This window comes from Pontibacter sp. LHS1, from assembly GCF_058932855.1.
The window spans coordinates 32,785-58,953 of sequence record NZ_JBZYWF010000002.1 but is presented as its reverse complement, the minus strand read 5'-3'; the positions used below and the strand labels follow the sequence as shown (position 1 = coordinate 58,953).

Annotated in this window: 29 protein-coding genes; 8 read left to right on the top strand and 21 right to left on the bottom strand. The window is 49.9% G+C overall.

The features are described 5' to 3' along the window. Positions 1-2: 2 nt before the first annotated feature. The 4 genes from AC5FXQ_RS04635 to AC5FXQ_RS04620 form a co-directional block, all read right to left on the bottom strand. Positions 3-1,913: a TonB-dependent receptor domain-containing protein gene (locus AC5FXQ_RS04635; protein WP_493601322.1), complete on the bottom strand. Its 1,911-nt coding sequence runs from the start codon at positions 1,911-1,913 to the stop codon at positions 3-5. 573 nt (positions 1,914-2,486) lie between these two features. Beyond that, positions 2,487-2,966 (bottom strand): hypothetical protein, encoded by a 480-nt coding sequence (locus AC5FXQ_RS04630; RefSeq protein WP_493601321.1) that lies wholly within the window; start codon positions 2,964-2,966, stop codon positions 2,487-2,489. A gap of 548 nt (positions 2,967-3,514) precedes the next feature. Next, a complete protein-coding gene (locus tag AC5FXQ_RS04625) occupies positions 3,515-4,150 on the bottom strand; it encodes a DNA-3-methyladenine glycosylase family protein (protein WP_493601320.1) in 636 nt (211 codons plus the stop codon). 45 nt (positions 4,151-4,195) lie between these two features. Then, positions 4,196-5,236 carry a threonine aldolase family protein gene (locus AC5FXQ_RS04620; RefSeq protein ID WP_493601319.1) on the bottom strand — a complete coding sequence of 347 codons (1,041 nt, stop codon included), beginning with the start codon at positions 5,234-5,236 and terminating at the stop codon, positions 4,196-4,198. 79 nt (positions 5,237-5,315) lie between these two features. On the opposite strand from AC5FXQ_RS04620, the gene AC5FXQ_RS04615 reads away from it, so the two are divergent. Then, positions 5,316-5,498 carry a hypothetical protein gene (locus AC5FXQ_RS04615; RefSeq protein ID WP_040574265.1) on the top strand — a complete coding sequence of 61 codons (183 nt, stop codon included), beginning with the start codon at positions 5,316-5,318 and terminating at the stop codon, positions 5,496-5,498. 107 nt (positions 5,499-5,605) lie between these two features. Here the strand turns inward: AC5FXQ_RS04615 and AC5FXQ_RS04610 are convergent, their stop codons facing one another. After that, a complete protein-coding gene (locus tag AC5FXQ_RS04610) occupies positions 5,606-6,103 on the bottom strand; it encodes a metallophosphoesterase family protein (protein WP_493601318.1) in 498 nt (165 codons plus the stop codon). 16 nt (positions 6,104-6,119) lie between these two features. After that, positions 6,120-6,758: an orotate phosphoribosyltransferase gene (pyrE, locus tag AC5FXQ_RS04605; RefSeq protein WP_493601317.1), complete on the bottom strand. Its 639-nt coding sequence runs from the start codon at positions 6,756-6,758 to the stop codon at positions 6,120-6,122. A gap of 109 nt (positions 6,759-6,867) precedes the next feature. On the opposite strand from pyrE, the gene AC5FXQ_RS04600 reads away from it, so the two are divergent. Continuing rightward, positions 6,868-7,548 carry an NUDIX hydrolase gene (locus AC5FXQ_RS04600; RefSeq protein WP_493601316.1) on the top strand — a complete coding sequence of 227 codons (681 nt, stop codon included), beginning with the start codon at positions 6,868-6,870 and terminating at the stop codon, positions 7,546-7,548. Here the strand turns inward: AC5FXQ_RS04600 and coaD are convergent. The 3 genes from coaD to AC5FXQ_RS04585 all read right to left on the bottom strand — a co-directional run bounded on the left by coaD (position 7,502) and on the right by AC5FXQ_RS04585 (position 9,616). Next, positions 7,502-7,981 carry a pantetheine-phosphate adenylyltransferase gene (gene coaD / locus AC5FXQ_RS04595; RefSeq protein ID WP_493601315.1) on the bottom strand — a complete coding sequence of 160 codons (480 nt, stop codon included), beginning with the start codon at positions 7,979-7,981 and terminating at the stop codon, positions 7,502-7,504. The genes AC5FXQ_RS04600 and coaD overlap by 47 nt on opposite strands. 193 nt (positions 7,982-8,174) lie before the next feature. Then, the gene (locus AC5FXQ_RS04590) at positions 8,175-9,062 is read right to left on the bottom strand and encodes a DUF3822 family protein (RefSeq protein ID WP_493601314.1); all 888 of its coding nucleotides are present in this window, start codon (positions 9,060-9,062) and stop codon (positions 8,175-8,177) included. Positions 9,063-9,127: 65 nt separating this feature from the next. Continuing rightward, positions 9,128-9,616 (bottom strand): NUDIX domain-containing protein, encoded by a 489-nt coding sequence (locus AC5FXQ_RS04585; RefSeq protein WP_493601313.1) that lies wholly within the window; start codon positions 9,614-9,616, stop codon positions 9,128-9,130. A 37-nt stretch (positions 9,617-9,653) separates the two neighbouring features. On the opposite strand from AC5FXQ_RS04585, the gene AC5FXQ_RS04580 reads away from it, so the two are divergent. From AC5FXQ_RS04580 to AC5FXQ_RS04570, 3 genes are all read left to right on the top strand, one after another. Then, positions 9,654-10,019, top strand: a complete 366-nt coding sequence (locus tag AC5FXQ_RS04580) for a PaaI family thioesterase (protein ID WP_493601312.1) — start codon at positions 9,654-9,656, stop codon at positions 10,017-10,019. 86 nt (positions 10,020-10,105) lie between these two features. Further along, complete coding sequence (locus tag AC5FXQ_RS04575) at positions 10,106-11,512, top strand: ATP-dependent DNA helicase (protein WP_493601795.1); 1,407 nt, start codon at positions 10,106-10,108, stop codon at positions 11,510-11,512. Between the two features lie 79 nt (positions 11,513-11,591). After that, on the top strand, positions 11,592-12,038 hold the full coding sequence (locus AC5FXQ_RS04570) for a DUF1573 domain-containing protein (RefSeq protein WP_493601311.1): 447 nt from the start codon (positions 11,592-11,594) through the stop codon (positions 12,036-12,038). Between the two features lie 78 nt (positions 12,039-12,116). Here AC5FXQ_RS04570 and AC5FXQ_RS04565 read toward each other — a convergent pair whose 3' ends face one another. The 7 genes from AC5FXQ_RS04565 to AC5FXQ_RS04535 all read right to left on the bottom strand — a co-directional run bounded on the left by AC5FXQ_RS04565 (position 12,117) and on the right by AC5FXQ_RS04535 (position 17,761). Continuing rightward, a complete protein-coding gene (locus AC5FXQ_RS04565) occupies positions 12,117-12,494 on the bottom strand; it encodes a DUF423 domain-containing protein (RefSeq protein ID WP_493601310.1) in 378 nt (125 codons plus the stop codon). Between the two features lie 55 nt (positions 12,495-12,549). Then, entirely contained in the window at positions 12,550-13,467 is a 918-nt protein-coding gene (locus tag AC5FXQ_RS04560; RefSeq protein ID WP_493601309.1) for a glycerophosphodiester phosphodiesterase, read from the bottom strand. A gap of 109 nt (positions 13,468-13,576) precedes the next feature. Further along, a complete protein-coding gene (locus AC5FXQ_RS04555) occupies positions 13,577-14,032 on the bottom strand; it encodes a DUF2750 domain-containing protein (protein ID WP_493601308.1) in 456 nt (151 codons plus the stop codon). Positions 14,033-14,074: 42 nt separating this feature from the next. Further along, a complete protein-coding gene (locus tag AC5FXQ_RS04550) occupies positions 14,075-14,761 on the bottom strand; it encodes a YggS family pyridoxal phosphate-dependent enzyme (RefSeq protein WP_493601307.1) in 687 nt (228 codons plus the stop codon). A 181-nt stretch (positions 14,762-14,942) separates the two neighbouring features. Beyond that, positions 14,943-15,995, bottom strand: a complete 1,053-nt coding sequence (locus AC5FXQ_RS04545) for a vWA domain-containing protein (RefSeq protein WP_493601306.1) — start codon at positions 15,993-15,995, stop codon at positions 14,943-14,945. Next, the gene (locus AC5FXQ_RS04540) at positions 15,976-16,857 is read right to left on the bottom strand and encodes a hypothetical protein (RefSeq protein WP_493601305.1); all 882 of its coding nucleotides are present in this window, start codon (positions 16,855-16,857) and stop codon (positions 15,976-15,978) included. The genes AC5FXQ_RS04545 and AC5FXQ_RS04540 overlap by 20 nt, the downstream gene beginning before the upstream one ends. Positions 16,858-16,879: 22 nt before the next feature. Continuing rightward, a complete protein-coding gene (locus tag AC5FXQ_RS04535) occupies positions 16,880-17,761 on the bottom strand; it encodes a DUF58 domain-containing protein (RefSeq protein WP_196118053.1) in 882 nt (293 codons plus the stop codon). Between the two features lie 60 nt (positions 17,762-17,821). Between AC5FXQ_RS04535 and AC5FXQ_RS04530 the strand changes: the two genes are divergently transcribed. Next, on the top strand, positions 17,822-18,232 hold the full coding sequence (locus AC5FXQ_RS04530; protein ID WP_493601304.1) for a DUF4296 domain-containing protein: 411 nt from the start codon (positions 17,822-17,824) through the stop codon (positions 18,230-18,232). 1 nt (position 18,233) lies between these two features. On the opposite strand, the gene AC5FXQ_RS04525 is transcribed toward AC5FXQ_RS04530, so the two are convergent. Beyond that, positions 18,234-18,590: a tRNA-binding protein gene (locus AC5FXQ_RS04525; protein ID WP_493601303.1), complete on the bottom strand. Its 357-nt coding sequence runs from the start codon at positions 18,588-18,590 to the stop codon at positions 18,234-18,236. Between the two features lie 182 nt (positions 18,591-18,772). Here AC5FXQ_RS04525 and AC5FXQ_RS04520 point away from each other — a divergent pair, with 182 nt between their 5' ends. Further along, the gene (locus tag AC5FXQ_RS04520) at positions 18,773-20,314 is read left to right on the top strand and encodes an FAD-dependent oxidoreductase (RefSeq protein ID WP_493601302.1); all 1,542 of its coding nucleotides are present in this window, start codon (positions 18,773-18,775) and stop codon (positions 20,312-20,314) included. A 97-nt stretch (positions 20,315-20,411) separates the two neighbouring features. On the opposite strand, the gene AC5FXQ_RS04515 is transcribed toward AC5FXQ_RS04520, so the two are convergent. From AC5FXQ_RS04515 to egtB, 4 genes are all read right to left on the bottom strand, one after another. Continuing rightward, positions 20,412-20,999 carry a DUF922 domain-containing protein gene (locus AC5FXQ_RS04515; protein ID WP_493601301.1) on the bottom strand — a complete coding sequence of 196 codons (588 nt, stop codon included), beginning with the start codon at positions 20,997-20,999 and terminating at the stop codon, positions 20,412-20,414. A 72-nt stretch (positions 21,000-21,071) separates the two neighbouring features. Beyond that, positions 21,072-22,412, bottom strand: a complete 1,341-nt coding sequence (locus AC5FXQ_RS04510; RefSeq protein WP_493601300.1) for an MATE family efflux transporter — start codon at positions 22,410-22,412, stop codon at positions 21,072-21,074. Between the two features lie 218 nt (positions 22,413-22,630). Beyond that, positions 22,631-23,611 (bottom strand): L-histidine N(alpha)-methyltransferase, encoded by a 981-nt coding sequence (egtD, locus tag AC5FXQ_RS04505; protein ID WP_493601299.1) that lies wholly within the window; start codon positions 23,609-23,611, stop codon positions 22,631-22,633. A 31-nt stretch (positions 23,612-23,642) separates the two neighbouring features. Next, positions 23,643-24,908 carry an ergothioneine biosynthesis protein EgtB gene (gene egtB / locus AC5FXQ_RS04500; protein ID WP_493601298.1) on the bottom strand — a complete coding sequence of 422 codons (1,266 nt, stop codon included), beginning with the start codon at positions 24,906-24,908 and terminating at the stop codon, positions 23,643-23,645. Positions 24,909-25,054: 146 nt separating this feature from the next. Here egtB and AC5FXQ_RS04495 point away from each other — a divergent pair, with 146 nt between their 5' ends. Further along, positions 25,055-26,128, top strand: a complete 1,074-nt coding sequence (locus AC5FXQ_RS04495; protein ID WP_493601297.1) for an o-succinylbenzoate synthase — start codon at positions 25,055-25,057, stop codon at positions 26,126-26,128. The last annotated feature ends 41 nt before the right edge of the window (positions 26,129-26,169 follow it).

Genomic DNA, 26,169 nt, shown 5'->3' with positions numbered 1-26,169 from the left:
GCTTACTTTAATTTCCCAAATCGATAATTGAAAGAGGCATTGATCTGTCTGATAAAGGCGTATGATTCCCTGTACTGGTAAAATGCCGGATCCTCCACTTCACTTACATTTCTGCGGTATTTCTGAAAAGGACTGCGGATGCTAATCCCTATGTTCGCTTTTTCATCTTTCAGAAAATGTTTGTTCAAGCTTAATGTACTCCAGGTATAGCCAGCCGTGCGCCCCTGTAACATCAGATTGGGAGAACTGTAACCGATGTTTCCGCTTGCACGCCAACCATTAGCAAAGCGGTAGCTGGCATTTGCCCTGGCATTATAGGTAAAACCTTCACGGTGCTGCCTGTTGTCCTCTATAGACGCCTTGTATATTACATAGTTGGCCATTGTGTTGACACTCAGTGTCAGGTTCTTCAGGAGAGTGGTATTGCCATTCAGGGACAAATTATACCTGCGATCTCGTCCCAGGTTGCCATAGGAGCTGCGGGCAACAGAATCTGAACCCAGGGTAGTAAAGTATTGAATCGCATCGTTTGTGAAATGATGAGCCAGGCTGGCGTTTAGGGATGTTCTGCTGATGAATTTGCTGTAGTCCAGCTGCAGTAAGTGGCTGGTGGCTGGGTCCAGGTCAGGGTTGCCATAGCTTATGTTGAGTGGGTCTGTTGCGTCAATGTATGGGTTCAGATCATAGAGGCCAGGTCGTTGTATTCGCTGACTGTATGATAGTCTCAGGCTCCCATTTTCCTGAAGCATACGAGTAAGGGTGATGTTTGGGAACAAGTTGAGATAACGCTGTTTTGCTCGTGTGTTAGAAGAGCGATAGTTAGCGGTCATCCTGGTATCCTCCAGCCTCAAACCTGTTTTGAGCCCCCATTTGTTTTTGCGCAGATTTAGCGATGCATAGGCAGCATGGGTGTCTTGCCTGTAGTCAAAGCTATTGCTCATGGTGGAGTCGAGTACAAACACCCCTGTTTCAGGTTGTAAGTTTTTATAGAAGAAGTCACTATTGTTCTCTTGTAAAATTGTTTTTATACCCAGCTCTAGTAATTGTTCACCAATTGGCTGAATGTAGTCTGCCTGCAGGTTGTACTCCCGCAGTCTGTCTCTGTTTTGTGTGGCACTCTGTCGGCCAGTATAATTTAGGATAGGCTGCAGCGTAAAGGCAGTCGCATTTTGGTTATCGCTGTCGATTAAGATCAGATCGAAGGAAAGACTGCGGGCATCGTTATTTTCAAAATTGCGCTGATAGCTTAGGCTGAGGTCTGCATTGCTGCCTTTGTTGTTGCCATTGTTTATATTGTGGTATGCCTCCGTTGTTTCGTCAGTATTATTTATTTGTTTAGCCTGCTGCGTGTGCCTATTTGAACTGTTATGTTTATTAAAGCCAAATGATGCCGTCAGCTGATCAGAGGGACTAAACTCCCAGGACAATTCCCCTCCGATGTTCTGTGCACGGCCAATTCCGCTTCCTGTACCCGTTTGTTCGAGTCTGCTTCCCCGTATTAGGTCTTGTCTGTAAAAGCTGCTGCTGTTGCATGGCCTGTTTGTGTAGTTGTTGCTATACCTGCCGGTTATACCAACCTTACCTGCTGTCGCCGTAAGTGTGGCGCTCCCATTGTAAGATTCCGGGTGCCCTCCAGCTAAATTGAGAGAGCCGTTATAGCCGCTGATAGTTCGATTGTGTGTGATGATGTTGATGATGCCACCTGCACCAGCCGCTTCATAGCGGGCAGATGGATTGGTGATGATTTCAATTTGCTTGATTGAACTGGCTGGTAGACTTTTCAGCACCTCCCCAGGATTGGAGGAAAAGAGCGCTGAACGCTTTCCGTTTACCAAGATCTGATAGCTTTCTTGTCCATTGAGCGTAATATTCTCCTCTGCGTCAATAGCCAGCATCGGCACTTTGCGCAGCATCTGAAAGGTGCTTAGCAGATTGACCTCAGGGTCTAGTGCTACATTGTAAGTTGTTTTGTCTGGGCTTTGTTCGATGAGTGGTTTTTGAGCAGTGATTTGTATCTCTTGAAGCTGGGTGGTGATGGGGGTAAGGTAGAGGGTGCCTAGATCTAATATGGGAGTTGAATAAAAAAAGGGTAAATCAACTACCCTATTTCTAAATCCGATATAGCTGATAACGACTTGGTAATGTTTGCCGGTTGGATAGGTTAAACTGAAGGCGCCGTTTTCGTTCGTTAGTGTACTTAGTATAATTTTTTCGCTACTCTTATCTTCTAGTACAATTGTTACATAACTAAGCGTGATTTTGTTTATAGTGTCATTAACAATTCCATTAATAGTTACTTTAGTGCTCTGTGCATACGCATTATTCCAAATGCTAAAAATAGACATATTAAATAGTAGCAATCCTATTGTTCTCACTAACTTTTGCTTGATAACCATTGATAGTTAGTAAAAAGAGTTAAGCAGTAAAACCTGATACATCCCTATCTCAATTATAGATGATAGGGATGTATCGGGTTAATATAATTATTATCGTCTTGGCGCGACAGGAGTAGGATTGCCTAAATTGAATGTTTCACCTAAAATTTCAAATCTCACATTCTGGAATGTTACATCAGAAACCAATCCTGTCATGTTTGCACTAGGGCAATCACCTGCTGGAAAATCAGTAACTAAAGTATGGCAACCTCTTGTTCTTCCATTTCGAACAGGCAATGTTAGTGTGGCCGTTTGGTCTTCAAACGTTCGTGTTAATCCTGGTACAGGATCTCCACCTTTTCTTGCTTGACCCTGATTTATACAGCCTGTTTCAACTACAGCTGTATAGTGTACTAAAACTTCAACTGAGCTAATATTCCCAAGTCCTGCAAAGTCTACACAAATTTCTAGATTTGTTCCTAGGTCTCTAGCGGTAGGTGTTTGCTTTACTACTAGATTTTGTGCAAACACATCATTAAATGCAAACAGCGCGATAAGCGCAATGGCGAAACTAAATACTCTTGCTTTCATAATTGGTTTGTTTATGGTTAATTTATTGATTGCTATAAATAATCTTGCATGAAATATTGAACAGTAGAACTCCGACCAGTGCAATTTTGCAGAGGAGTTTATGTGTAAATAATCATATATGTGATTAATGATTCTTCAGCTGGAGTTGAGGTAACAATAATACAATGTAATTGTTTTCATAGGAGGGGGTGCTGTGGTTAGTTGTTTTGCATTACGCGTATAAACTAATGTTTATACATGGGTGATCAGGGACTGCTGACCGTAAATGGGTGCAACAGCATAAGTTGATAGAGCTAAAATTGCTCTGCAATAATTTAAATATGAAATGCGAATAATATAATCGCTAAGCGTTTATGTGAATGTATACGCTAGCTTTTAGTATTATATTATCGTTGGAAGAGATTATGTAGCTGACGGGCAGCAAAGAAGGGTAAACAGCTCAATTAAAAATGTAAACAAATATTCTGTTTTTGTATATAAAATTCAATAAACTAGCAATAAATTTATATTTATGATCGTTAATTCTTTCATTTGTTTAATGTTAGTGACTAGTCTGGCATATTGTCCAGCGACTGCCACAGGTACTTACACGCTATTGTGCGATAAGGCCGCCAGTTTTCAGCTATCCGCAGCATGGTAGCTTTCAGCACCTTGCCTGTCTCCTCAATAGCATAGTGTCTTTTCATGGCATTCTGTATACCTAAGTCATCTACGGGCATCACATCAGGGCGCTCCAAAGCAAACATCAGCAGCATCTCCACCGTCCAGCGGCCTATACCTTTGATCTGCGTCAGGTGCTGTATCAGGGCTTCGTCCTCCATGGCATCTATAAGCGCATGTTCTAAGTTTCCACCTTGCGCAAAAGCCGCCACATTGCGCACATAACCGATTTTCTGAAAGGAGAGCCCTGCCCCTCTGAGGGTTTCATCCGGAGTTTCAAGCACCAGGTGAGGGTGCGGGTAGTTGTCAGGGAATAGTTCTTTGAAGCGCCCAAAGATGGTGGCTGCGGCTTTGGTGCTGAGCTGCTGGGATACAATGGCACTGAGCAGCCTGAAGTAAATGTCCTCTGATCCGGATGATTTAATTGGTCGGCCCTGCTCCAAGATTTGAGCCATGACCAGATCTTGGCTGAGTACCTTCAGCACTTCAGGTGAAAGGAGGTATTGGGTGTTATCTAAGGCCATGGCAGCGATACAGTTAGTTTAAAAGCAGTTATAACAGGTGACGGACTAAACCGCCACCTGCTTTTTATTGAGACTGTGTAGCACCTGCAGCACATGCTGCAGCATTTCTTCACTCACATCCAGATGCGTGACAAAACGGATCATCTGCGGGCCGAAACTGCTGGCACGTATCTGTTGCTCTGCCAGTGCGGAGACAAAATCAACATCCTTATACCTGTCGTTGAGCTTGAAGATGACGATGTTCGTCTCCACTGGCATCACGTAGTCCACGTAGTCTGCTTCCTGCAGCACCGCCTCCAGCTGCTTAGCCTTCTGGTGGTCTTCTGCCAGGCGCTCCACATGGTGGTCCAGCGCATAGATGCCGGCGGCTGCCAGGTAACCACCCTGCCGGATACCACCACCCAACACCTTGCGGATGCGGCGTGATTTTTTGATGAATTCTTTCGTGCCAAGCAGGAGGGAACCAACCGGTGCACCCAATCCCTTCGAGAGACAGATCGAAATACTGTCGAAGTAAGTACCGTACTCCTGCGGGTTCTCACCAGAAGCTACCAGGGCATTGAACACACGGGCACCGTCCAGGTGCAGGGCGATGCCGTGGCGCTTGCATACCCCGGAAATAGCCGCTATCTCAGGCAAGGTATAGTAGGAGCCGCCGCCTTTGTTGCAGGTGTTCTCCAGGGCGACGAGGCGGGTAGGAGGGTAATGAATATTGTCCGGACGGATATGGGCTTCTACCTGCGCAGGGGTCATTTTGCCGCGCTCGCCATGCACCAGTGCCACCGAGGCACCAGAGTTGAACATGATGCCGCCCCCTTCATACTGGTAAATGTGGGCTGTAATATCGCAGATTACTTCCGTCATCGGCTCGGTATGGGCCTTGATGGCAATCTGGTTGGTCATGGTGCCGGAGGGGCAGAAAAGGCCGGCTTCCATCCCAAAAAGGGCTGCAGCTTTTCGTTCCAGGGCGTTTATGGTCGGGTCTTCTTCGTACACGTCGTCGCCTACCTGGGCGGCAAACATGGCCTGCAGCATGGCAGGAGTGGGCTTTGTGACGGTGTCGGAGCGGAGATCTGTTATGTTCATATCGAATTTGATGCTAGAAATACTTTACTTTGTAAAAATAATAACTTACTTTTGCCCTTCAAATTTAAATTTTGCAACGATGGGAGTTACTAGACTTAAAAGAAAAGACCGTAAGAATAAGGCAAGAGCAAACAACAAGGTTGCCAGAATTAAGCAATTGCTTTTAACGCCAGTTATCAAGAACGTGGACATGGACGAGCTGCGTGCTCAGTTCGGTGAAGCGCCTAAGAACAAGAAGGAAGAAGAAGCTTCTGCTGAGTAGTCTTTTACGGCAAAGTAAAACCATCTGCCTGCCAACGCTGTGAGAGCTTCGGTTGGCGGGTTTTCGAAAGACTTCAAAGTGTGCTTGCACTCGCAGGCACGCTTTTTTTATGCCCTTTTGCCAAGCTCGATCACCTGCAGATCGCGCAACTGCCCATTGTCGATGGCAAAGCGTACCATGGTGCGCACCTTGTGAAAGCCGTGCCTGCCAGCCGCACCCGGATTGATGTGCAGCAAATTATTCAGGTTCTTGTCGGTCATGATCTTGAGGATGTGCGAGTGACCGGTGATGTAGAGGCCCGGTGGATTCTTCCTGATTTCCTGCCTTATATCCGGATGGTATTTGCCCGGATACCCCCCGATGTGTGTCATCAGCACATCCAGTCCGTTGACGTTGAACCGCAGTACCTTCGGGTAGAGCGAGCGGATGTCCTGTCCGTCAATGTTGCCGTACACGCCCCGAAGGGGGGCCACCTCACTGAGACGCTCCGCTACCATGGCAGTGCCAAAATCACCGGCATGCCAGATCTCGTCCCGGTCGGCCAGGTGCCGCAGGATCTGATCGTCCATATAGTCGTGCGTGTCAGAGAGGAGGCCTATTTTCATGCTATACCTTGTGTGCTTATACCTTCCAGGTTTCAGGTGATTGACGCCATTCAGCCAGGGTCGGCATGGCTGACTCCGGGATATAGCCGTTTTGCATGGCAGCTTCGGTCAGCGCCTGGTAATCGCTGAGACAGTGCAGCGGTATACCTGCTTCATTGAAGTTATCTTCAGCCAAAGCGAAGCCATACGTAAAGATGGCTGCCATACCGATCACATTGCCGCCAGCAGACCGCACTGCTTCTGCAGCCTTCAGCGAACTGCCACCTGTCGAGATCAGGTCTTCTACCATGACCACTTTTTGACCGGAGATAAGCTTACCTTCGATCTGGTTGGCCATACCGTGGCTCTTTGGCTGCGGCCGCACGTATAGGAAAGGCATTTCCAGCAGATCGGCGACCAGTGCTCCCTGTGCTATGCCTGCTGTGGCTACTCCTGCGATGGCTTCAGCCTCCGGAAAGTTTTGCTTGATCATTTCAGCCAGCTGCTGCTTAATGTAGCTCCGGATGTGTGGGAAGGATAAAGTTACGCGGTTATCGCAGTAGATGGGTGAGTTCCAGCCTGAGCTCCATTTAAAGGGCTGTTCTGGTCTCAATTTCACGGCCTCTGTTTCCAGCAGGAAAGAGGCAACCTGGTGTGCTGTCGTCTGATTATCCATGGCCGAATTTAAGAAATATTTCCCCTTTTTACCGACCTGTATTTTCTTTACAGCGAAATATTAATTGATTTGTGTAAATTTCAAGCCTGATACACGAGCACCTTACCCTATGAACGTTTTTATTAACGATATTCCGCTTATCCTCAAGAAATCAAACGAGAAGGTATACCGTCATCACTATGACCTGGTGCTCGATGCCGACAACCACTTCACCTCCAAAGATCTGGTAGGGGATGTGCTCATCAAACGGGCCGACCCGCAGTTAATAGATCGTATTGTTCGGCTTATGGAGGTGAAAAAGCTGAAAAAGCTGAACTCCCTGACATTGGTCGCCAACAAGAAAAAGCAGTTGATCGAGCACCTCAAAGATCAGTTCAAGATCGTGAAAGCCGGAGGCGGACTGGTGCTGAAAGACGGAAAGATCCTGATGATCTACCGCCTGGGCGTGTGGGATCTTCCTAAAGGCAAACTGAACAAGGGCGAGAAGACGCAGGACGGTGCTGTGCGCGAAGTGGAGGAGGAGTGTAATATCTCGGTAGAGGTTTTAAGCAAACTCCCTAAAACCTGGCATTCCTATGCCTATAAAGGCAAGAAGATCCTCAAGAAGACGAGCTGGTACCTGATGGAATGTACCGATGACAGCCTGATGAAGCCACAGGCGGAAGAGTTTATTGAGGAAGTGCGCTGGATGACACCCGAAGAGGCCATGGAAGTGCTACCCAAAGCCTACACCTCCATTGCCTTTATTGTGCGGGAATATCTCCAATCGCTGAAATCTGGAAAGGTATAAACTCATCTACATTACCACCAAAGCGGTGAATTTCGCGGATGATCGTGGAGCTGATGGCCGCCAAAGCTGGTGATGTGATCAGGAACACGGTCTCCAGGTCTTTGTTGATGTGACGGTTGGCCTGGGCTATCGTGTTTTCATATTCGAAGTCGGTTGTGTTGCGCAGTCCGCGTAGCAAAAAAGTAGCCCCTACTTCACGGGCAAATTCTGCTGTAAGCCCTTTATAGGAACGAGCCGTAATATTGGGCTTATCTTTAAAAACCTCTCCGATAATATCCACCATTTTGTCTACCGGTATGTAGCGCTGCTTGCTGCTGTTGTTGCCGATGGCAATGATAATCTCATCAAACATTTTAGAACCACGCAGCACCACATCCAGGTGGCCATTGGTAAAGGGGTCAAACGAACCTGGGAAAATGGCGACTCTTTTCATGTTTAATCTTGAATGAGTGAATTAGTGACTGAGTGAATGGAGGAAATTGTTAATTGACAATCGATCTGTGGAGTTTTTTTAATACTGAAACGGGGTTCTGAGCCTATACCTAACGTTTTCTTGAAGAATCATGCTGATTTTAATTGAATTTAGCAATTAACAATTAGCAATCAGCAATTAACAATCAATCAAACTACTCACAGAAGTGCAGGCTGAAGAGTTCAAAGTAGCGGTGATCAAACAGGTCGTCGAATTTGTAGCTGTAGCCTACATCAGCAGGGCGTTTGCCGAAGCGTACCTGCCGGATGTATTTTTTGAGCATGTTGAACAGGCTTGAGTCAGGGGTGATATCGCCCCAGGCGGTGATCGTTTCCTGCTCGGGATTCATCTTCTGTTCCTGCATCACAAAGATGACGAAATAGATGAAGTCTTCCGGGCTCAGGTAATGGAATACGTTACAGAACTGCAGCCCGTTTTCATCTACTACCAGCACGGTGACATAATTCCGCTCCACAAACAGGTGCATGAAGCGGCCTGCATTACGGTCGGTCTGGTGCAGCACACTCTTGATCAGGGAGCTGGTCTGGTGGGTAAACTGAACCGTACGCTCCGGGAAAACGCTTTGGGCCATCCTGTAAATCACCCCATCGATAGCAAAGATATTAACAGCATCCAGCCCGAAGGTGCGGTTGTAAAGAATGACATGCTGCTGTGGGTCGAGGTTGCTGTGCAGGCGCAGGTAGTCTTCCTGGTGAGCCGGGTCAAACAATGTTTCCGGTACAAGGGTGAAGAACTGATTGCTCACGCTGATGCGGACATCCAGCCAGCGCTGCTCCTGCAGGATAGGACTTTGGTCGGCAATCAGGCGCAGCTGCTCTGCTATCTGAAGCGGCGTGAATACCGTGATGAGCTCATAATCTTCCAGCGCGACAAACTTGTTACGCTCCACATCGGCAACGGCCAGGCGCATGGCTTTGGAGCTGATGGCAATGTACAGGTTACAATTGCCAGCCTGCGAAAGCTTAAAAGCCTCATCCTGTATCTGGTAAGACAGCCGAAAGTGCGTGTTGATGGTGTTCAAGGTATATGAGCTCCAGGTAATACTATATTGTGCTATGCAAGTATACTAAAAATATAGTAAAATGATCATGCTTGTACGAAGCGATGTGGCATCCCGAACAGATCATCCAGTGAAAACAGGTAATGCAGCACATGGTGTTTATCAGCCAATGGAATCTGCCGGATCTCGTCCAGACTTAGAAAGGCCACCTCTTCAATCAGCTGCTGCTCGGGACTCGCTTCCGGATCTATACCTTTTACCAGTTCACCGCCTGTCAGTTCCAGTTCAAAAAACAGCTCAACAGCCTGAAGCGGCTCCTCGAGGAATTCATTTACGAAAAGGAAACGCTTTACTTTCGTCTGCAATCCGGTTTCTTCCAGCACTTCACGCACCAGACAGGCCTCTACAGTCTCGCCATATTGCAGCCCACCGCCAGGCGGAGCCCAGAAAGCTTCATTGTTGAGTGTTGGTTGATGGCGCACGAGCAGAAGCTTGTCGTCCTGCAGGCAAATGCCGCACACGCGCAGCCTTACTTTACCGGCATAGGCGGCGGCATTGGGGTTTAGTGTGTTCATGTTTGCGATAGCGGGGTATAGGTGGTAAATTTACAAAATGATTCAGACCTATAACCCCGATTTCCGGGCAGATATAAAAGAAAAGCTGGAGCGCCAGGAGTTTATGAAGCTCATGGGCTTTGAAGTGACCAAAATAGAAGTAGGCAGAGTAGAAGGTGAATTGGTGCTGGAGCAGAAGCACAAGCAGCACAAAGGATTCGCGCATGGTGGGGTGATCGCTACCCTGGCCGACATTGTGGCGGGTTTTGCCGCCGTAAGTCTGGTGCCGAAGGGCCACCATGTGGTAACAGCGGAGATCAAGGTGTCTTACTTCCACCCGGGTGTGGGTGACAAGCTGCTGGCCAAAGGCTACGTGCTGAAGCAGGGGCGCAAACTTAAATTTGTGAGGCAGAGGTATATGTGATAAAAGGTGCGCAGGAGCCCCTTCTGATCGCCAAAGCCAGTGCCTCCATGGCCAACATTGCACCAGAAGAGTTGAGGAGTTAAATGATGCGTCCAGTAGAGGCACTTAGAACAAGTTTTCCGTTTGAGCCTACCCAGGACCAGGCGCGGCTCTTTGCCAAGCTTGATGAATTTATAATGGACTCAGAAGCCGAGAAATCGGTATTTCTGCTCAAAGGCTATGCCGGTACAGGTAAGACCACGGTCGTGACGTCGCTGGTGAAGATACTTCGCACCTTTGGGTATAAATATGTGCTGCTGGCTCCAACTGGTCGTGCCGCCAAGGTGATGGCTTCGTACAGTGGCCGCAAAGCGTTTACCATCCACAAAAAGATTTACCGGCAGACAGCTAATCCTTACTCCGAGGGATTGTCTTTTACCCGCATGCCAAACAAATCGGACAAGACTTTTTACATCGTGGATGAGTCTTCGATGATCTCGGATGACAGCGGCTTTGGGCAGAACGGTCTGCTGCAGGACCTACTCGGCTACGTGTTTGAGAACAAGAGCAACAAGCTGCTGCTGATCGGCGATACGGCCCAGTTGCCTCCGGTGAACCAGACGCTGAGTCCGGCCTTAAATGCGGATTATCTGAAGCACAATTTCCGCTGCCAGGTGCACGAATTGGAGTTGCGCCAGGTAATGCGACAGGCGGAGGCCTCCGGTATACTCATGAACGCCACGCAGCTGCGGAACCAACTGCAGAGTGACAAGCCTGATATCAAACTGCACACCAAAGGCTGGCGCGATATTTACCGCATGACAGGTGAAAAGCTGGAAGACGGTCTGCGCTACGCTTATGATAAATTCGGTATCGAGAACTCCATCGTGATCTGCCGCTCCAACAAGTCTGCCAACTTATACAACCAGCACATCCGGCGGCAGATTTTCTTCTCAGAGGATGAGATCGGGGTGGGGGACTTCCTGATGATCGTGCGTAACAACTATTTCTGGTTGCCTAAGGAGTCTAACATCGGTTTTATGGCGAACGGTGACTTTGTGGAGATCACCAAGATCATCCGCTACGAGGACATGTACGACCTCCGGTTTGCCGATGTTCGGGTGCGCTTTGTCGATTACCCGGAGGAGGAAGAGCTGGAGGTGAAGATCATGCTCGACACCCTCTATACCGATGCACCAGCACTGCCAGCCGACCAGAACAAGAAGCTCTACGATGCGGTGCTGCAGGACTACCTGGACATTAAAAACAAGCGGGAGCGCTCCAAAGAGATGAAGCAAAACCCTTACCTGAATGCGCTGCAGGTGAAGTTTGCCTATGCCCTGACCTGCCACAAGGCGCAGGGCGGCCAGTGGAAAGCGGTGTTCGTGGACCAGGGATTTCTGAAAGACGAAATGGTGAACGAGGAGTTTGCCCGCTGGCTTTACACGGCCCTCACCCGTTCGTCAGAAGAGCTTTACTTGCTGAACTTTAGCAAGCAACTATTGGTTGACTGATATATTTGGAAGGTTCACCAAAACGTTAGAACTTAACAACGGACGAATCGTAACAGCATTAGCTAAACCCTTTATACTTATGAAAAAATTAATCCTTTCTTTTGCAATGGCAGCACTGGTAGCCGGTGGTGCCGTAGCGCAGCAAGGTCCTGCAAAGCAAACTGCCGCTCCGCAGGCACAGGCCAAATCCGGTCCTGCCATAACGTTTGAGTCCACCGAGCACAACTTCGGTGATATCGCGCAAGGCGATGTGGTGGAACATACCTTCACTTTCACCAACACAGGTACACAGCCGGTAATCATTGACCGTGTGGATGTAACCTGCGGTTGTACATCACCTGCCTGGACCAAAGAGGCTGTGATGCCAGGTAAGACTGGTTTTGTGAAGGCAAAGTATAACAGCGCCGGTCGAATGGGACAGCAGAAGAAAGCTATTACGATCCATTCCAACACAGGTGAGCCAACCTATGTTTACATCGTAGCCAATATCAAAGAAAAGCCTGCGTCTTCCGCGAAAGCGCAGTAAGCAGCTATACTCTTTTTAAACAGAAAGGCTCCCGGTTATCTGCCGGGAGCCTTTCTGTTTAAAAAAACTTCCTATACGTTATAATGCTTTGAGAATGGCATAAAACAAAGCGGCCCAACCAACTATCAGGGCGGTACCGCCAATTGGCGTAATAGCGCCCAGCCATGTAATACCCGTCATCGTCAAGGTATAGAGGGAGCCTGAGAAGATGATAATGCCGATCAGGAATGCCCAGGCGGCAATCTGCAGGGCAGGGTGCTCTATTTTGAAGAGCAGCAGGCCCACCGCCAGCAGGGCCAGGGTATGGTACATCTGGTATTTCACGGCCGTTTCAAAAGTCTCGACACGGTTGGTGGCGCGCAGCATGGGAGCCAGGGCATGCGCTCCGAAGGCTCCGATCATCACACTAAGTGCGCCAAAGGCACTGGCTATTAGGAGTATGGCTTTTTGAGTCACAGTAGAAGATAGTTTGGTTTAATCGGGTGCTAATTTCCGACATAAATCAACCAATTCATAATTCCCGGTACAGGTTCGGGTAATCTGATATCAGACCGTCTACACCCATCTGTTTTAACCGCTGCATCTCCTGCAGCTCGTTAATGGTCCAGGGAATTACCTTCATGCCTTTTGCTTGGCAATCTTTGATCAGCTTTGGCGTCACCAGCTTGTAGTAGGGACTGTAGATGTCAGGTATAAATCCCAGGGCTTCGAGATTCTTGTTCAACCCTTTCACGTTTTCAACCAACAGCGAAGTCTTGATGTGCGGATAGCTTTGTCGCAGCACCTGCAGCGTACGCACATCAAAGGACTGTATGATTACCCACTCTGCTATACCTGCTTCCTCGATCACGCCCATCAGCAGTTCCACAAATTCCTCAGGAGCGGGATGCAGCTTTCCGTCGCCGCTGGGCTTCGATTTGGTTTCGATGTTATAGTATACCTGTGGCCGGTCTTTTTGCTGCAGGTAGGTTTGCACCGAGTCGATCAGGTCGGAGAGGAGGGGTTTGTAGGCAGGGAGCTTCTCCTGCTGCGGAAACTTGTCATAGAATTTAGTACCCGCATCGAATGTTTTAATGGTAGCATAGTCCATCTGGTAAAGCACATACCTGCGCTTGTCGGCTGCAGGTATTTCACTGCCGTCGGGCAGGAGGTCATGCTCTGAGTTGATGTAGGGGTCGTGGGAGAGCACCACCTGCTTGTCTTTGGTGATGTGCGTGTCCAATTCCAGGGTGGTCACGCCCAGGTCGAGCGCCCGGATCATGGCCGGAATGGTATTTTCAGGCATTAGTCCGCGGGCGCCCCGGTGACCTTGCAGGTCAAAAGCAGGCAAGTGCCGGGCAGTTGTGTCAGGTATAGCGCCTTGTTGTGCAGGCATGGTGCAGGAGCTTATCAGGTATAGAAAGGAGGCAAAAAGCAGGTTTTTGTGCATGCGGAGTTCTTTTCAGCAAAAAAAGCGCATGGGCAGGTATGGCTATACCTTTTAGCCGTTAACAAATCATTAATTCTTTTACCTGCCTTCAGCCTATTTCAACTGCTACTTATTCGTCTTCGCCTTCCAGCGCTTCGATCACCTGCTCTTCAAATTCGTCCTGGCTATCATATTGGGTGAACTCAATGGTTTTGCCTTTGTGCTTCAGCTCCTGTACCACGTCCAGCGCCACCACCAGCGGTTCCATTTCACGGCCAATCAGAGTAGCATCCCAATCAGGGCCGAGCAGCAATTGGTCGCCATACATACCTACGCACCAGTTCTCCAGAAACTCTACCAATGTAATAGACTCTGGCTTGTAATCCGACCAGTCGTCTTCGGCACAGGATTTGGCGCCTTCCGCATTGGACCAGAACAGGATCACCTCTGCATCTTCGTACTCAGCAGAACTGGAAGTAGCCCAGGTATCGTCGTGTGTCAGGCCCCAAACGCTCTCTGTCTCAACGATGCGCTGGATGAATTTTCTGTAATTGGCTTCCATGTTTTCGTTGGTATTCTCTTGCATGGTGATGGATGGTTTAGCGTGAAAAGATCGTCTAAGGTATGATTATTTGTTGTAATTCCGTGCTCCGAATATGCCGCTGCCGACGCGTATGAAGGTACTGCCCTCAGCCAAAGCGAGTTCCCAATCCGAGGTCATGCCCATCGAGATTTCTCTGAAGTCATCATTGGCAATAAAGAACGTTTCTTTCAGTTTCTCAAAGTATCCCCGCAGCGTCCGGAATTCACCCCGGAGTTTTTCCTGGTCATCTGTATTGGTGGCGATGCCCATTACTCCTGTGATACGGATAAAGTGCATGTTGCGGTACTCTTCGCTTTGCAGCAGGGCTACTGCCTCCTCATAGGTCATGCCATACTTGGTTTCTTCATCGGCGATGTCGAACTGCAGCATGCAGTTGACAGGTAGGGTGCGGTTAAACTGCTCTGCTCTTTTATTGATTTCTACCAGTAGTTTGAGGCTGTCCACGGACTGGATGGTGTCGATGAACTGGGCGATCTGCTTCACCTTATTTGTCTGCAGGTGTCCGATGAGGTGCCAGGCGATGTCGTGCGGCAATTGATCCCGCTTCTCCAGCAGCTCCTGTACCTTGTTCTCACCAAAAATGCGGTGGCCAGCGTTATAAGCTTCCATAATCATTTCGGGCGGATGCGTCTTAGATACAGCTACCAGACGGCAGGGCGTGTCACGCAGTTTCTCATCAAAAAAGCGAATGTTATCAGCAATTGCAGACATAGTTTTATGTGGTGTGTTCAATATCAATATCGTACTTGTATAAGTCAGGTATAGCTGTTGGCCAGCAGCAGCTATACCTGGGAGCTGAAGCTAATTAAAGGTATGGCAGAAAGCCTGCTCAAAACTATACTCTCTGATACTCTAAACCCGAACTCCTCAACTCCAAAACTCTTAAACTCCTTTAATCTTCCAGCACATTGGTCATAAAGGTATTCTTAAGCGTCATCCAGCCAACAAGCAGCAGCAAGGCCCACTTTAGGTATACCTGGTAGTAGTCGTACGTGTCGCGGAAGCGCTTCTCCCGGACCTCCGTCTTCTCGAACTGGTCGATGTTCTGAAATACCTCCTGCAACCCGTCACGGGAATCAGCTCTGAAAAATCGTCCTTCACCGGTTTCAGAGATTTCACGCAGGCTTTTTTCGTCTAACTGCGTTTCTACTAACAAGGTTTTGCCATTGGCATCCACGTCGTAGGGCACAAGCCCGTCTTTCCCTATACCTATGGTGTATACCTTGATCTGGTGCGCGTAAGCCAGACGGGCAGCCATGGTGGGGTCGAGGCTACCGGCTGTGTTTTCTCCGTCACTGATCAGGATGGCTACCTTACTCTTGGCATTGGAATCACGCATCCGGTTGATGGCCACCGCCAAGGCACTACCGATGGCCGTGCCATCATTCGGGATCATACCGTTTTCGATGGAGCGGATGCTTTCGCGTAATAGTTCGTAATCGGTGGTGAGTGGAGCCAGGGAGTAGGCGTCGCCGGCAAATACCACCACCCCGATGCGATCGGCTACGCGACCGTCAATGAAGTTAATGGCAACGTCTTTGGCAGCTTCGAGTCTGCTTGGCTTGATGTCCTGTAGTTCCATGGATCCTGAAACGTCCAGCACCAGCACGATGTCTATACCTTCGGCGGTTTGCTCTACCTGCTCATTTATACGCTGCGGTCGGGCCAGGGCCAGTAGCACCAGCATCACAAACAGCATGTAAACCACATCAGGTATAAAGCGCAACAGACTCGACCACTGCCAGCGTACTGTGCCTTCAAACATGGCCATATCCAGCTTGCTGCGTGACTTAAAACGGAGCAGGCCCTTGATCAGGAAGAGGAGGGGTACCACCGGCAGGGCATACAGCACCAGTGGGTATACCCAGTCAAAAGAGCGCATCGTGCTCAGGCTAAACCATTCCAGGCTGAGCCAGTCCAGCATGTCATCGGTTATTCCTGGCATTTCCTGTTATTTCGCGATGTGTTTTATAACGGCTTCTGGCAAAGCGTCGCAGCATGCCCAGGGCCTGGTTTGTTTCCTGGTCCGGTTCGGCCGTTACGTTGCCGTAAATGGCTTTGTCGCACAGGCGTAGCGCCACGTTCACCTGTTCGTCGTCGTTGTAATACTCCACAATTTCTTTTGTCGTGAACGAGTTGATGGCGCTTCGCTCCAGTTTAGTCAGGTAGTTTTTCCAAAGGGCCACCGCTTTCTCCATACTCGATGGCACACCCGTTTTCACGAAGCGGTCGACGTGGGAGTTATACCTGGAGTTGAAATACAGGTGGTCTTTGCGAAGTCGGTAGAGCTGGTATTTTGTTTTGATCGTTTGCCCGAACACCAGCCATACCAGTGTAATGAATGCTGCAATGGTGACGATCCAAAGTACCAGCACAGGCCAGTCGAACCGTTCCTCGACCTGTGCCAGGGTGGTCTGAGTGCGCAGCTGCAGCGGCGTGGATACCTCCTGCACCAGCTGCCGCAATACCACCGACTGCCTTGGCGATACTACCTGCAACGTGTCAGCACCCCGTAGCACAATGGCCGGCAACTCAAGCGACTGAACAGGTGAGGTATCAAAAGTGCGCAAGGTATACACGGTGCTGTCCGTGCTGATGCCTGCGCGTGTAGTGGTCGGGTAGAACTCCTGCCGCACCAACTCGAAGGGTGCAAAATTATAACTGGAGTCTGGCAGGATGACTTCCTGAGCCGCCGGGTGCCGGTGCACCAGGGTATAGCGCACGAGCTCCCCGATATGCACGGAGTCCTTGCTGAAGCTGCCAGCCGGTGGCAGCAACTGCTGTGCCTGGGTACTTAGGGTAAGCAAACAAAAGAGTATAAGCAGGGAGTTACGCACTTTTCTTGGATGTTCGGTTACGGAGGCGGAATAGGTTCACCAACTGCATCACATAGTCTTCATTGGCCTGTATGGCCAGATAATTGGCCTGGTACTTCTGGCAAATCCGGATCACCCTGTCCTGGTTCTGTTTGTACTGGGCAAAATAATGCTCTTTGAATTCTGCGCCTGAGGTATTGAGCCAGATTGTCTTGCCCGTCTCCTTATCGACCACCGGCACAATGCCCAAGCTTGGCATATTGCGCTCACGCAGGTCGAGCAACTGTATCACGATCAGGTCATGCCGCTTTGCCAGCATGGCCAGTTCCTTCTCATAGTTTACATCAATGAAATCGGAGATAAGCAGGATAATGCTGCGGCGCTTTACGATATCGAGTGTAAGCTTGATGCCGGCTGCCAGATTGGTTTTAACTGATTTGGGATTCAGCTCGTGTAGCGCCTTGATCAAGGTATATGCCTGTTCTATACCTTTGGCGGGCTTGATGTATTTCTCTTTTTGATCACTGAAGCAAATGATGCCGATCTGGCTTTGCTGGCGGGCGGCGGCAAGGGCAAGCACCCCACAGATCTCTTTGCCAACATCCAGTTTGTGCTGACGGCCGGTACCCACGGTCTGGGAGGCGCTTACGTCCAGCATCAGAAACACCGACTGCTCTTTTTCCTCCCGGTAGGTTTTCACGAAGGTGCCATGCCCCTTGGCCGATACGTGCCAGTCGATCGAGCGCACATCGTCGCCGTACTGGTAAGCGCGCACGTCATCAAACTCCAGGCCTGTTCCTTTAAAAACAGAGTGGAAGTCACCCTGCATCTGGGTGTTGATGGCTTTGCGTATGCGTATCTCGTACTTGCGCAGCTTTTGAACAAGTTCCTTCATAAGGGTAGGGGCTTTGCCTCAGATTTTAAAATTAGGACATATTCCCGTAATATTACATTCGTGAAACGAATTTTATACCTACTTTCCTTTGTCGTGCTGACTGGCTGTGGCCAGAGCAGCGAAAAGCGACCTGCTGACCTGCTGCCTGAGCAGAAGATGGTGCAGATCCTGGCCGACGTGCATATTGCCGAAGCCCGCATCGAAAACCATGTCCTGTACCCGGACACCGCCCTGATGGTCTTCAACAAAGAACAAAAGCAGATCCTGGCGCAGCACGGGGTAGAGGAAGAAGACTTCAGGAAAACCTACCGCTACTATCTGAACAACCTCGGGCAGATGGACCGCCTCTACGAAATCATCCTGGACACCCTGAGCGTACGGGAAGCCAGGCTCCGCTCTATTGATACAACAGGAGCTGAGCCTGGCCGCAGACCCAGACCCATACTGGAGGGGATGCAGGAGGCTTATTAATTTAAATCAGTTTACTTCCGTTTGGTACTGGTCCGGCCGGTTGCGCCAGCACGATATCCCCGTTCTCGTCTGAAAAGCCTGTCACCAATACCTCCGACATGTATTTACCGATCTGCTTGTTACCCAGGTTGGTCACACACAGGACCTGTTTCCCAGGCAGTTCAGTTAAGGTATAGTGCTTTGTGATCTGGGCGCTTGATCTTTTCATGCCTAACGGACCCAGGTCAATCAGGAGTTTATAGGCAGGCTTGCGGGCTTCCGGAAACTCTGTGGCCTCCACAATGGTGCCTACCCGGATATCTGTTTGTTCAAAATGTTGCCATGAAATGGTCGGCATGGCCTGTGCGGGTGTATGCATGTTGCTGTCTGTTTTTCCCACCCAAGTTACAGATTTTGCTTTAAAAAATGGCCTGTTACGCCTGGAGCTGTGCGCCACGGTAACATTAGGCCTATACCCGCGTATCCTATGCAACTGGCTTTCTTACTGTTAAAAGAGCTAAAAGTATAAGCCTGTTAAAGCTATTGCAAAACCTTAAAACTATGAAAAGAGAATCCGGAGCTAGTTTACCCGTGTGGGTGGAGAACATATCGATGCCTGTTACCAACCCCCTCGTCGACAACATAAGATGTGATGTATGTGTTGTCGGCGCAGGTATAGCAGGCGTTACGACGGCCTACCTGCTGGCCAAAGAAGGGCGTGACGTGGTGCTGCTGGAGGCCAAAGAGATAGGCGGGGGAGAAACCAGCCGCACGACGGCTCACCTTTCCAACGCACTTGATGAGCGATTCGACGAACTTATCCGGCTTTTTGGAGAGGACGGTGCCCGCTTGGCTGCTCAAAGCCATGGAAAGGCGATTGATAAGATCGAAGAAATTATTAAAGATGAAAAAATAGACTGCGATTTTGCACGGGTAGACGGCTACCTCTTTGCCACCGACAACCAGCAGCAGGATGACCTGATGAAGGAGTTGGAGGCGGTCCAGAAAATAGGCTGGCTGGATGTCGTGCTGCGTAAGCACAGCCCGCTGAGCACCCTCACCGAGTACCCTTGTCTGCAATACCCGAATCAGGCGCACTTTCATGTACTGAAATATTTGTCTGCCCTGGCAAATGCCTTTATCAATGCTGGCGGCCGCATCTTTACCAAAACCAAGGTGGAGCGATTTGATACCGGTCCGGTGGTAACCGTTGTCTCCAACGACGGACATGCTGTTGCAGCGAACCACCTCGTCGTGACGACGAACACGCCGATTAACGACAAGGTGACGATGCACACGAAACAGGCGCCGTACCGTACCTACGCCATCGGTCTTGCGGTGCGCCAGGGCGAGGTGCCTGATGCTTTGTACTGGGACATGGAAGACCCTTATCACTATGTTCGGTTGCTCAAAGGCAAAGCTGGCGGAGAGGATGGAGAAGATTTAGATCTGCTGATCGTAGGAGGCGAAGATCACAAGACAGGACAGGCAGACCATCTGAGTCAGCGATTTAACTCACTGGAGCGCTGGACCCGCAAACACTTCCCGATGGTTACAGAAGTGGTGTACCGCTGGTCTGGCCAGGTGTTTGAGCCAGTGGATGGCCTTGCTTTCATTGGCCGCAATCCGGGGGACAGCGATAATGTGTACATCGCCACTGGTGACTCGGGCCATGGTATGACACACGGTACGATTGCCGGCATGCTGATCACGGACCTGATACAGGCTAGGCCGAATCCATGGGAGAAGCTGTACGACCCAAGCCGCAAGAGTACCAAGTCGGTAGGGGAGTTTTTGAAGGAAAATATTAATGTGGCCGCTCAGTTCAAAGACTATGTGACGCCCGGTGAGGTAGAGGATCCGTCGGAGGTATTGCCGGGTACGGGTAAGATCATGCGCAATGGCATGAAAAAAGTAGCCGTGTATTGCGACCAGGACGGCGTGCGGCATCAGTGCTCCGCGGTCTGCACCCACATGGGCTGTGTCGTGCATTGGAACGAGGTGGAAAGCTCCTGGGACTGCCCATGCCATGGCTCCCGTTTCGATCCGTTTGGGAGAGTTATTACCGGACCAGCCATCAAAGACCTTGGTCCGGCGGAGTAAACTGACTTTATACCCATAATACAAAGGCCCTGCTATACCTTTCGTACAGCAGGGCCTTTGTATTATGGGTATAGATGATATTAAGTATCGGTAGCTATTACTTCCAGGCGTCTAACTCCTGCAGGCGCTGTGTAATCCGCTCTGACCATTCCTGTTGCACCTGTGCATCCAGACCATGGCGTGACAGCTTGTCGAACTGATCCTGCTCTGCTTTCCAGGCCTTGAATGCGTTGCCTACTGTTGCGTTAAGGTTTGTCTTCAGGTTACCGCAGGAGACCCCCAGTTCCTTCAGTTCTTTGCGCAGCATGCGGGCATGTACTTCCGTCAGATCGAAATGCAGTTGCTCGTGTGCCAACAGCTTATCAGACTGTTTGTTCTTGGTCCAGGATTCTCCAGGAAGGAACACGCACTTCACCTCGTAATAAAACTTATTGTCTTTGCAACGGGCGTCCACGGCCAGGTTGGCAGCGGTCAGGGCATGATGTGGGTTATTGGACTCTGGTGTTCCCCTGAAATCTTCCCAGTTTAGCTTCCGGGTAGCAGACCAGGCCAGGTGCTCATTATTTGATACACTGGCACTTGCCGGATTCGGAACATAAATAACAGAGGCCGGCGAACCGGCTGGGGTAGGGTACGGCATAAGCAGGCCTACCAACAGGCTAAGGAGTAGAGTGATAATAAACATCGGCTAAAAGTTTAAAAAGTCTCTATCGGGGCAACACTGACTCCTTTAAATAGGTGCCACTATTGCATTATTTTATTTACTAAGCCTACTGCTTAGCATTTTAAAGCGCCAGAATAGTAATATAGCAGCAACAGATAAACCTACTAACAGACCAGTCCAGACGCCATTCACACCGAAGTCCAGTTTAAAGCAAAGCACGTAACCAACCGGCAGACCAATTACCCAATAAGCAATCAGGGAAATAAGGCTCGGTATCCGCACATCTTCCAAACCTCGCAGGGCACCGAGCCCCACCACCTGCACACCATCCGAAATCTGGAAAAGTGCAGCAATAATCAGCAGGGTTGCGGCTATCTCGATCACCACCGGATCGTCTATATACAGGGAAGGTATGAAATTTTTGCCAGCAATCATAAGAAGTCCGCTGCCCATCATGAACAGGGTGCCCATGACAAAGCTACTGATACCGGCCACCTGCATGGACCTGTAGTTTCGGAGCCCTTTCTGGTTGCCTACCCGTATGGTCGCCGCCGCCGCGATGCCGCTGGCCATCATGTAAGTAACGGAAGCCACGTTAATGGCGATCTGGTGTGCGGCCAGTTCACGCGCACCCAGCCAGCCGATCATAATTGCCGAGAAACTGAAAGCACCCATTTCAAACACCATTTGTCCGGAGATCGGGAGTCCCAGGCGGAAAATGTGGTACATGTGCACAAAGGACAGGTGCCGGAAGGTCAGGAATCGGTGGAATGCGGCAAATCGTTTGGCGTAGAGCACATATCCTCCCATCATCATGGCCATGATAATGCGCGAGATCAGGGTTGCCCAGCCTGCGCCTACCAGTCCCATTGGCTCAAAACCTAATTTACCAAATATGAGGATGTAGTTGAGCACAATGTTAAGTCCATTGGCTAGTATCGAGATATACATGGCCTGCTTGGTGAGCGAAAGCCCTTCGGCAAACTGGCGGAAGGCCTGAAACACCATCAGCGGCACCATCGACAGGAACAGGATATTGATATAAGGAATGGCCTGCCGGACTACCTCATCCGGTTGCTGGAGCCAGGTGATGTAGGGAGAAAGAAAATAACCAGCTATGAACAGGATAACTCCAAGCAGCAGATTCGAGAATAAACCATTGAGCAGGAGCAGGGAAATACGGGTGTAGTTTCGACGGCCGTCCGCCGCGGCAATCAATGGTGTGATGCTGTAGGAAACTCCCAGGCCGAATACCAGCGTAATCGTGAAGATACTGTTTCCCAGTGATGCCGCCGCCAGGGGTATAGTGCCGATCTGCCCCACCATCAGGCTGTCGAACACACTCACCATAATGTGCCCCAACTGACTTAGCACCACAGGGTATGCCAGCAGGAAATTTTTACGGAAGTGCTCTTTGTATTCTTCTGATCTCATAAGGGCTTCGGGAAAAGGACTGCAAAATTAGCTTTTTTTCCCTTGCCCTGCACCTCATGATGGCAATAGTGCTTTATTTTGATTTGGTCAGCTGGCTTTTCTGAAGCTGCGGAGTTTCGTCAGGATTGCCTTTGCCGGTATTGGGAGCAGCACAAGCGCAGCTGTCAGGATGATCTTTTTTGTATTCATGGGTTGGTGAATTGGGTATAACAACGTGATTAAACAGCTCTAAAAAGCATATCCGCAAAGCCGCCTTGTTCATCCAGGAAGGAAGTGACGAATTCGAATCCGGCCAGTTGACCCATTTCAGTAGCCTGCGGCAGCGTATACTTATGTGAATTCTCCGTATGGATCGCCTCCCAGGCAGTAAAAATATAACGCTCCCGGGTAGCTTCCAGGTATACCTCCTGGTCGCGTTGGCTTACCAGAAAGCTTTTCATAACCCCCAACTGCGGATCGTACAGCGCAAAGTGTTTGAAGCCATTCAGGTCAAAATTACCCCCTAGTTCCCTGTTGATGCGCTCCAGCAGGTTCATATTAAAGGCTGCGGTTATACCGCCGGCATCGTTGTAGGCTGCCAGAATAGTCCCCGGGTCTTTGCGTAAGTCGACACCCAGCATAAAAAGATCCCCCGGCTGCAGGTGCTGCCTGATCTGGCTGATAAAATCCTGCCCCTCTTCACGCTCAAAGTTACCAATATTCGAGCCCAGAAAGAGGACTACCTTCCGTTCATTCAAGTGCTGCTCAAGCCACTTCAGGCCTGTGATATACTCTGCCACTACTGCCTGCACGTGCAACTCAGGGTACTCTTGCTGCAGGCCCTTGCCCAGTTCCAGCATCGCAGATCCCGAGATATCCATAGGCACGTAGTCGAAGGGCTTCTCCTGCTTTACCAGTTCCTGCAACAGCAGCTTGGTTTTCATCGCATCACCCGCACCCAGGTCTACCAGGTGAAAAAAGCCGTCAGCTGCGAAAGCACTGACCATGGCCGACCGGTGCTGCTGCATCAGGCTGTACTCGGCCCGTGTCAGGTAGTACTCAGGCAGGGCCATGATCTGCTGAAAAAGCCTGCTTCCGCTGGCATCATAGAAGTAGCGGGAAGACATCCGCTTTGGGTTCTGGCTTAACCCTTCCGCCACGTCTTTGGCAAATTGCGCTCTGTCCTGGCTACCATCCGTCTTGCGTGAGAGGTCAATCAATGTATTAGGGGGTGTTTGTAAAAGCATATTATTAAAGAGCCAGCCTTATTCCGGAGAATTGCCAGCGTTTGTCAGGATGAAAAAAATTACGGTAAGTGGTTCTGATATGGCGCTCAGGCGTAGCACAGGAACCACCCCGCAACACCATCTGGTTGACCATAAACTTCCCATTGTACTCACCCAGCGCACCGGGTGCTGTAGAAAATCCAGGGTAGGGGTGATAGGCACTGTAGGTCCATTCCCAGGCATCACCATAAAGCTGCTGCATACCTGTTCCTGAGGTTGCCGCCCTGGGTTCATACATGCCCGACTCCTGAAAGTTGCCTCCAACAGGTGGGTATACCTGCGAAGCCGCCTCCCATTCGAATTCTGTTAAAAGACGCTTGCCGGCCCAGGTGGCATATGCCTGCGCTTCATAAAAACTGATGTGGCTGACAGGCTTGTGCAAGTCCAGCTTTTCCAGCCCGTGCATGGTAAACTGATACCAGTCCCCGTCCTGCTCCAGCCAGTATAATGGGGCTTTGAGCTTATTACTCCGCACCATGGCAAGGCCCTCATCCAGCCATAAACGAAAATCGCTATACCCGCCATCCTGCATAAACTCCAGGTACTCTTTGTTGGTCACCAGCCGGTTCAAGACCTCAAAGTCGGAGAGTAGCACCTCGTGCACGCCCAGCTCGTTGTCGAAACTGAAGCCCTCTCCCTGAAAACCGATGCGGTAGATGCCACCGGGCACTTCCAGAAATGTCGCCTCTCCCGGATAAGCAGCTTGTGAAGTTGATCCTGCTGAGTGGTAGGCCGGCAAAAGCGGGTTGGTACTGAGGATGTACTTTATATCTGTGAGGAGGAGCTCCTGGTGTTGCTGCTCATGTTGCAGGCCCAACTCCAGTACAGGCAGCAGTTCTTCCAGCTTTTCATCACTTGTAGTCTCCAGCAATTCACTCATGTGTTCATTTACATGGCGCCGGTAAGCGTAAACATCGCGCAAAGGCGGTCGTGTAAGCGTGCTTCGCTCTGCCCGCTGCACCCGGTTGCCTACAGTATTATAGTAGGAGTTGAACAAAAAGGCATAGTTTGGATGAAACACCTTGTAGTTTTTGAGGTGTGGCCCTAACACAAACTGCTCAAAAAACCAGGTCGAATGGGCCATGTGCCACTTGGGGGGACTCACATCCACCATCGGTTGCACCACGGTGTCCTCTGGTTCGAGCGGAGCGCAAATTTTTTCAGTCTGAGCCCGGATCTGGCTAAATCGTTCGCGTGTGGTCTGGTTGATGGAAGCAGTTATTGTGGTCATAGGCATCTGGGGTATGCGGGAGGCGCAGAAGCAGGCTAATACAGCGGAGGGAATGCATTAAAGTGCTTCTAACTGTCGTATTAACTCATTTTCTACTTACTTTGTTTTCGATAAGCCGATATTGGTAAGACTAATCTGATGCTATTATGCCTTTATACCTGACAGTTACGCCTCATCAACTTCAGTTTAAATTTGATGCCCGCACCTCTCGTGGCGCCATGCGAACGCATCAGGTATATTACCTGCAGCTGCACGATTCGGACAGGCCTGGGATAATAGGGGTGGGCGAGTGTGCGCCACTTCCTGGCTTGAGCATCGATGCACGTCCTGACCTTGCGTCAAAACTCAGCCATCTCGCGGAGGACGTTCGGCAGCGGCAATTCACAACAGATGAGCTGCAGGAGCACTTAAGGTCTGAGGAACTTGTTGATTGGCCCGCCATCCGGTTTGCGCTGGAAACAGCCTTGCTTGACCTGCAGCAGGGGGGGCGGAAAATTCTTTTTGAAAATGGATTCAGTCAGGGCACCACAGGTATACCGATCAACGGTCTGATCTGGATGGGGGAGAAGGACTTCATGCAGCAGCAGATCAGAAAAAAACTGGAGGAAGGCTATACCTGCCTGAAGTTGAAAATCGGCAGTCTGGATTTTGCCACAGAGCTTGACATACTGCATCAGATACGCGAAGTGGCCGGGCCCGATGACCTGACAATTCGGGTAGATGCAAACGGTGCTTTTGCGCCGGAAGAAGCCTACCGTAAACTGGAGCGACTGGCCAGGTATAGCCTGCACTCCATTGAGCAACCCATCCGGCAGGGGCAGGTCGAGCAGATGCAGCAACTCTGCGCCTATACACCTATACCTATCTCCCTCGACGAAGAACTGATCGGGGTGCAGGAAGCCACTAAACAGGCTGAATTATTAGATTTCGTAAAGCCGCAATATATTATCCTGAAGCCCACTTTGGTCGGGGGGCTGCATGCGAGCGCCACCTGGATTGAACTGGCTATAAAGCGCGACATTGGCTGGTGGATGACCTCAGCACTAGAGTCAAACATCGGGCTTAACGCGATCAGTCAGTTCACGGCCAATTACGCAATCGACATGCCACAGGGATTGGGTACCGGTCAGCTATACCACAACAACATGGCTTCTCCACTTCAGATAGACAAGGGTTGGCTGTGGTATGGTGATGCCCCCTGGGGCGAACTGCCGGAATAGGTTTAACCGTATACCGGAGCACCTGATAAAAACAGAAGCGG

Bases quoted from the DNA above. Each gene is read 5' to 3' on its own strand.
- AC5FXQ_RS04635 (WP_493601322.1), bottom strand. From the start codon at position 1,913: ATGCTGCGCAAAGTGCCGATGCTGGCTATTGACGCAGAGGAGAATATT.
- AC5FXQ_RS04630 (WP_493601321.1), bottom strand. From the start codon at position 2,966: ATGAAAGCAAGAGTATTTAGTTTCGCCATTGCGCTTATCGCGCTGTTT.
- AC5FXQ_RS04625 (WP_493601320.1), bottom strand. From the start codon at position 4,150: ATGGCCTTAGATAACACCCAATACCTCCTTTCACCTGAAGTGCTGAAG.
- AC5FXQ_RS04620 (WP_493601319.1), bottom strand. From the start codon at position 5,236: ATGAACATAACAGATCTCCGCTCCGACACCGTCACAAAGCCCACTCCT.
- AC5FXQ_RS04615 (WP_040574265.1), top strand. From the start codon at position 5,316: ATGGGAGTTACTAGACTTAAAAGAAAAGACCGTAAGAATAAGGCAAGA.
- AC5FXQ_RS04610 (WP_493601318.1), bottom strand. From the start codon at position 6,103: ATGAAAATAGGCCTCCTCTCTGACACGCACGACTATATGGACGATCAG.
- pyrE (WP_493601317.1), bottom strand. From the start codon at position 6,758: ATGGATAATCAGACGACAGCACACCAGGTTGCCTCTTTCCTGCTGGAA.
- AC5FXQ_RS04600 (WP_493601316.1), top strand. From the start codon at position 6,868: ATGAACGTTTTTATTAACGATATTCCGCTTATCCTCAAGAAATCAAAC.
- coaD (WP_493601315.1), bottom strand. From the start codon at position 7,981: ATGAAAAGAGTCGCCATTTTCCCAGGTTCGTTTGACCCCTTTACCAAT.
- AC5FXQ_RS04585 (WP_493601313.1), bottom strand. From the start codon at position 9,616: ATGAACACACTAAACCCCAATGCCGCCGCCTATGCCGGTAAAGTAAGG.
- AC5FXQ_RS04580 (WP_493601312.1), top strand. From the start codon at position 9,654: ATGATTCAGACCTATAACCCCGATTTCCGGGCAGATATAAAAGAAAAG.
- AC5FXQ_RS04575 (WP_493601795.1), top strand. From the start codon at position 10,106: ATGCGTCCAGTAGAGGCACTTAGAACAAGTTTTCCGTTTGAGCCTACC.
- AC5FXQ_RS04570 (WP_493601311.1), top strand. From the start codon at position 11,592: ATGAAAAAATTAATCCTTTCTTTTGCAATGGCAGCACTGGTAGCCGGT.
- AC5FXQ_RS04560 (WP_493601309.1), bottom strand. From the start codon at position 13,467: ATGCACAAAAACCTGCTTTTTGCCTCCTTTCTATACCTGATAAGCTCC.
- AC5FXQ_RS04555 (WP_493601308.1), bottom strand. From the start codon at position 14,032: ATGCAAGAGAATACCAACGAAAACATGGAAGCCAATTACAGAAAATTC.
- AC5FXQ_RS04550 (WP_493601307.1), bottom strand. From the start codon at position 14,761: ATGTCTGCAATTGCTGATAACATTCGCTTTTTTGATGAGAAACTGCGT.
- AC5FXQ_RS04545 (WP_493601306.1), bottom strand. From the start codon at position 15,995: ATGCCAGGAATAACCGATGACATGCTGGACTGGCTCAGCCTGGAATGG.
- AC5FXQ_RS04535 (WP_196118053.1), bottom strand. From the start codon at position 17,761: ATGAAGGAACTTGTTCAAAAGCTGCGCAAGTACGAGATACGCATACGC.
- AC5FXQ_RS04525 (WP_493601303.1), bottom strand. From the start codon at position 18,590: ATGCATACACCCGCACAGGCCATGCCGACCATTTCATGGCAACATTTT.
- AC5FXQ_RS04520 (WP_493601302.1), top strand. From the start codon at position 18,773: ATGAAAAGAGAATCCGGAGCTAGTTTACCCGTGTGGGTGGAGAACATA.
- AC5FXQ_RS04515 (WP_493601301.1), bottom strand. From the start codon at position 20,999: ATGTTTATTATCACTCTACTCCTTAGCCTGTTGGTAGGCCTGCTTATG.
- AC5FXQ_RS04510 (WP_493601300.1), bottom strand. From the start codon at position 22,412: ATGAGATCAGAAGAATACAAAGAGCACTTCCGTAAAAATTTCCTGCTG.
- egtB (WP_493601298.1), bottom strand. From the start codon at position 24,908: ATGACCACAATAACTGCTTCCATCAACCAGACCACACGCGAACGATTT.
- AC5FXQ_RS04495 (WP_493601297.1), top strand. From the start codon at position 25,055: ATGCCTTTATACCTGACAGTTACGCCTCATCAACTTCAGTTTAAATTT.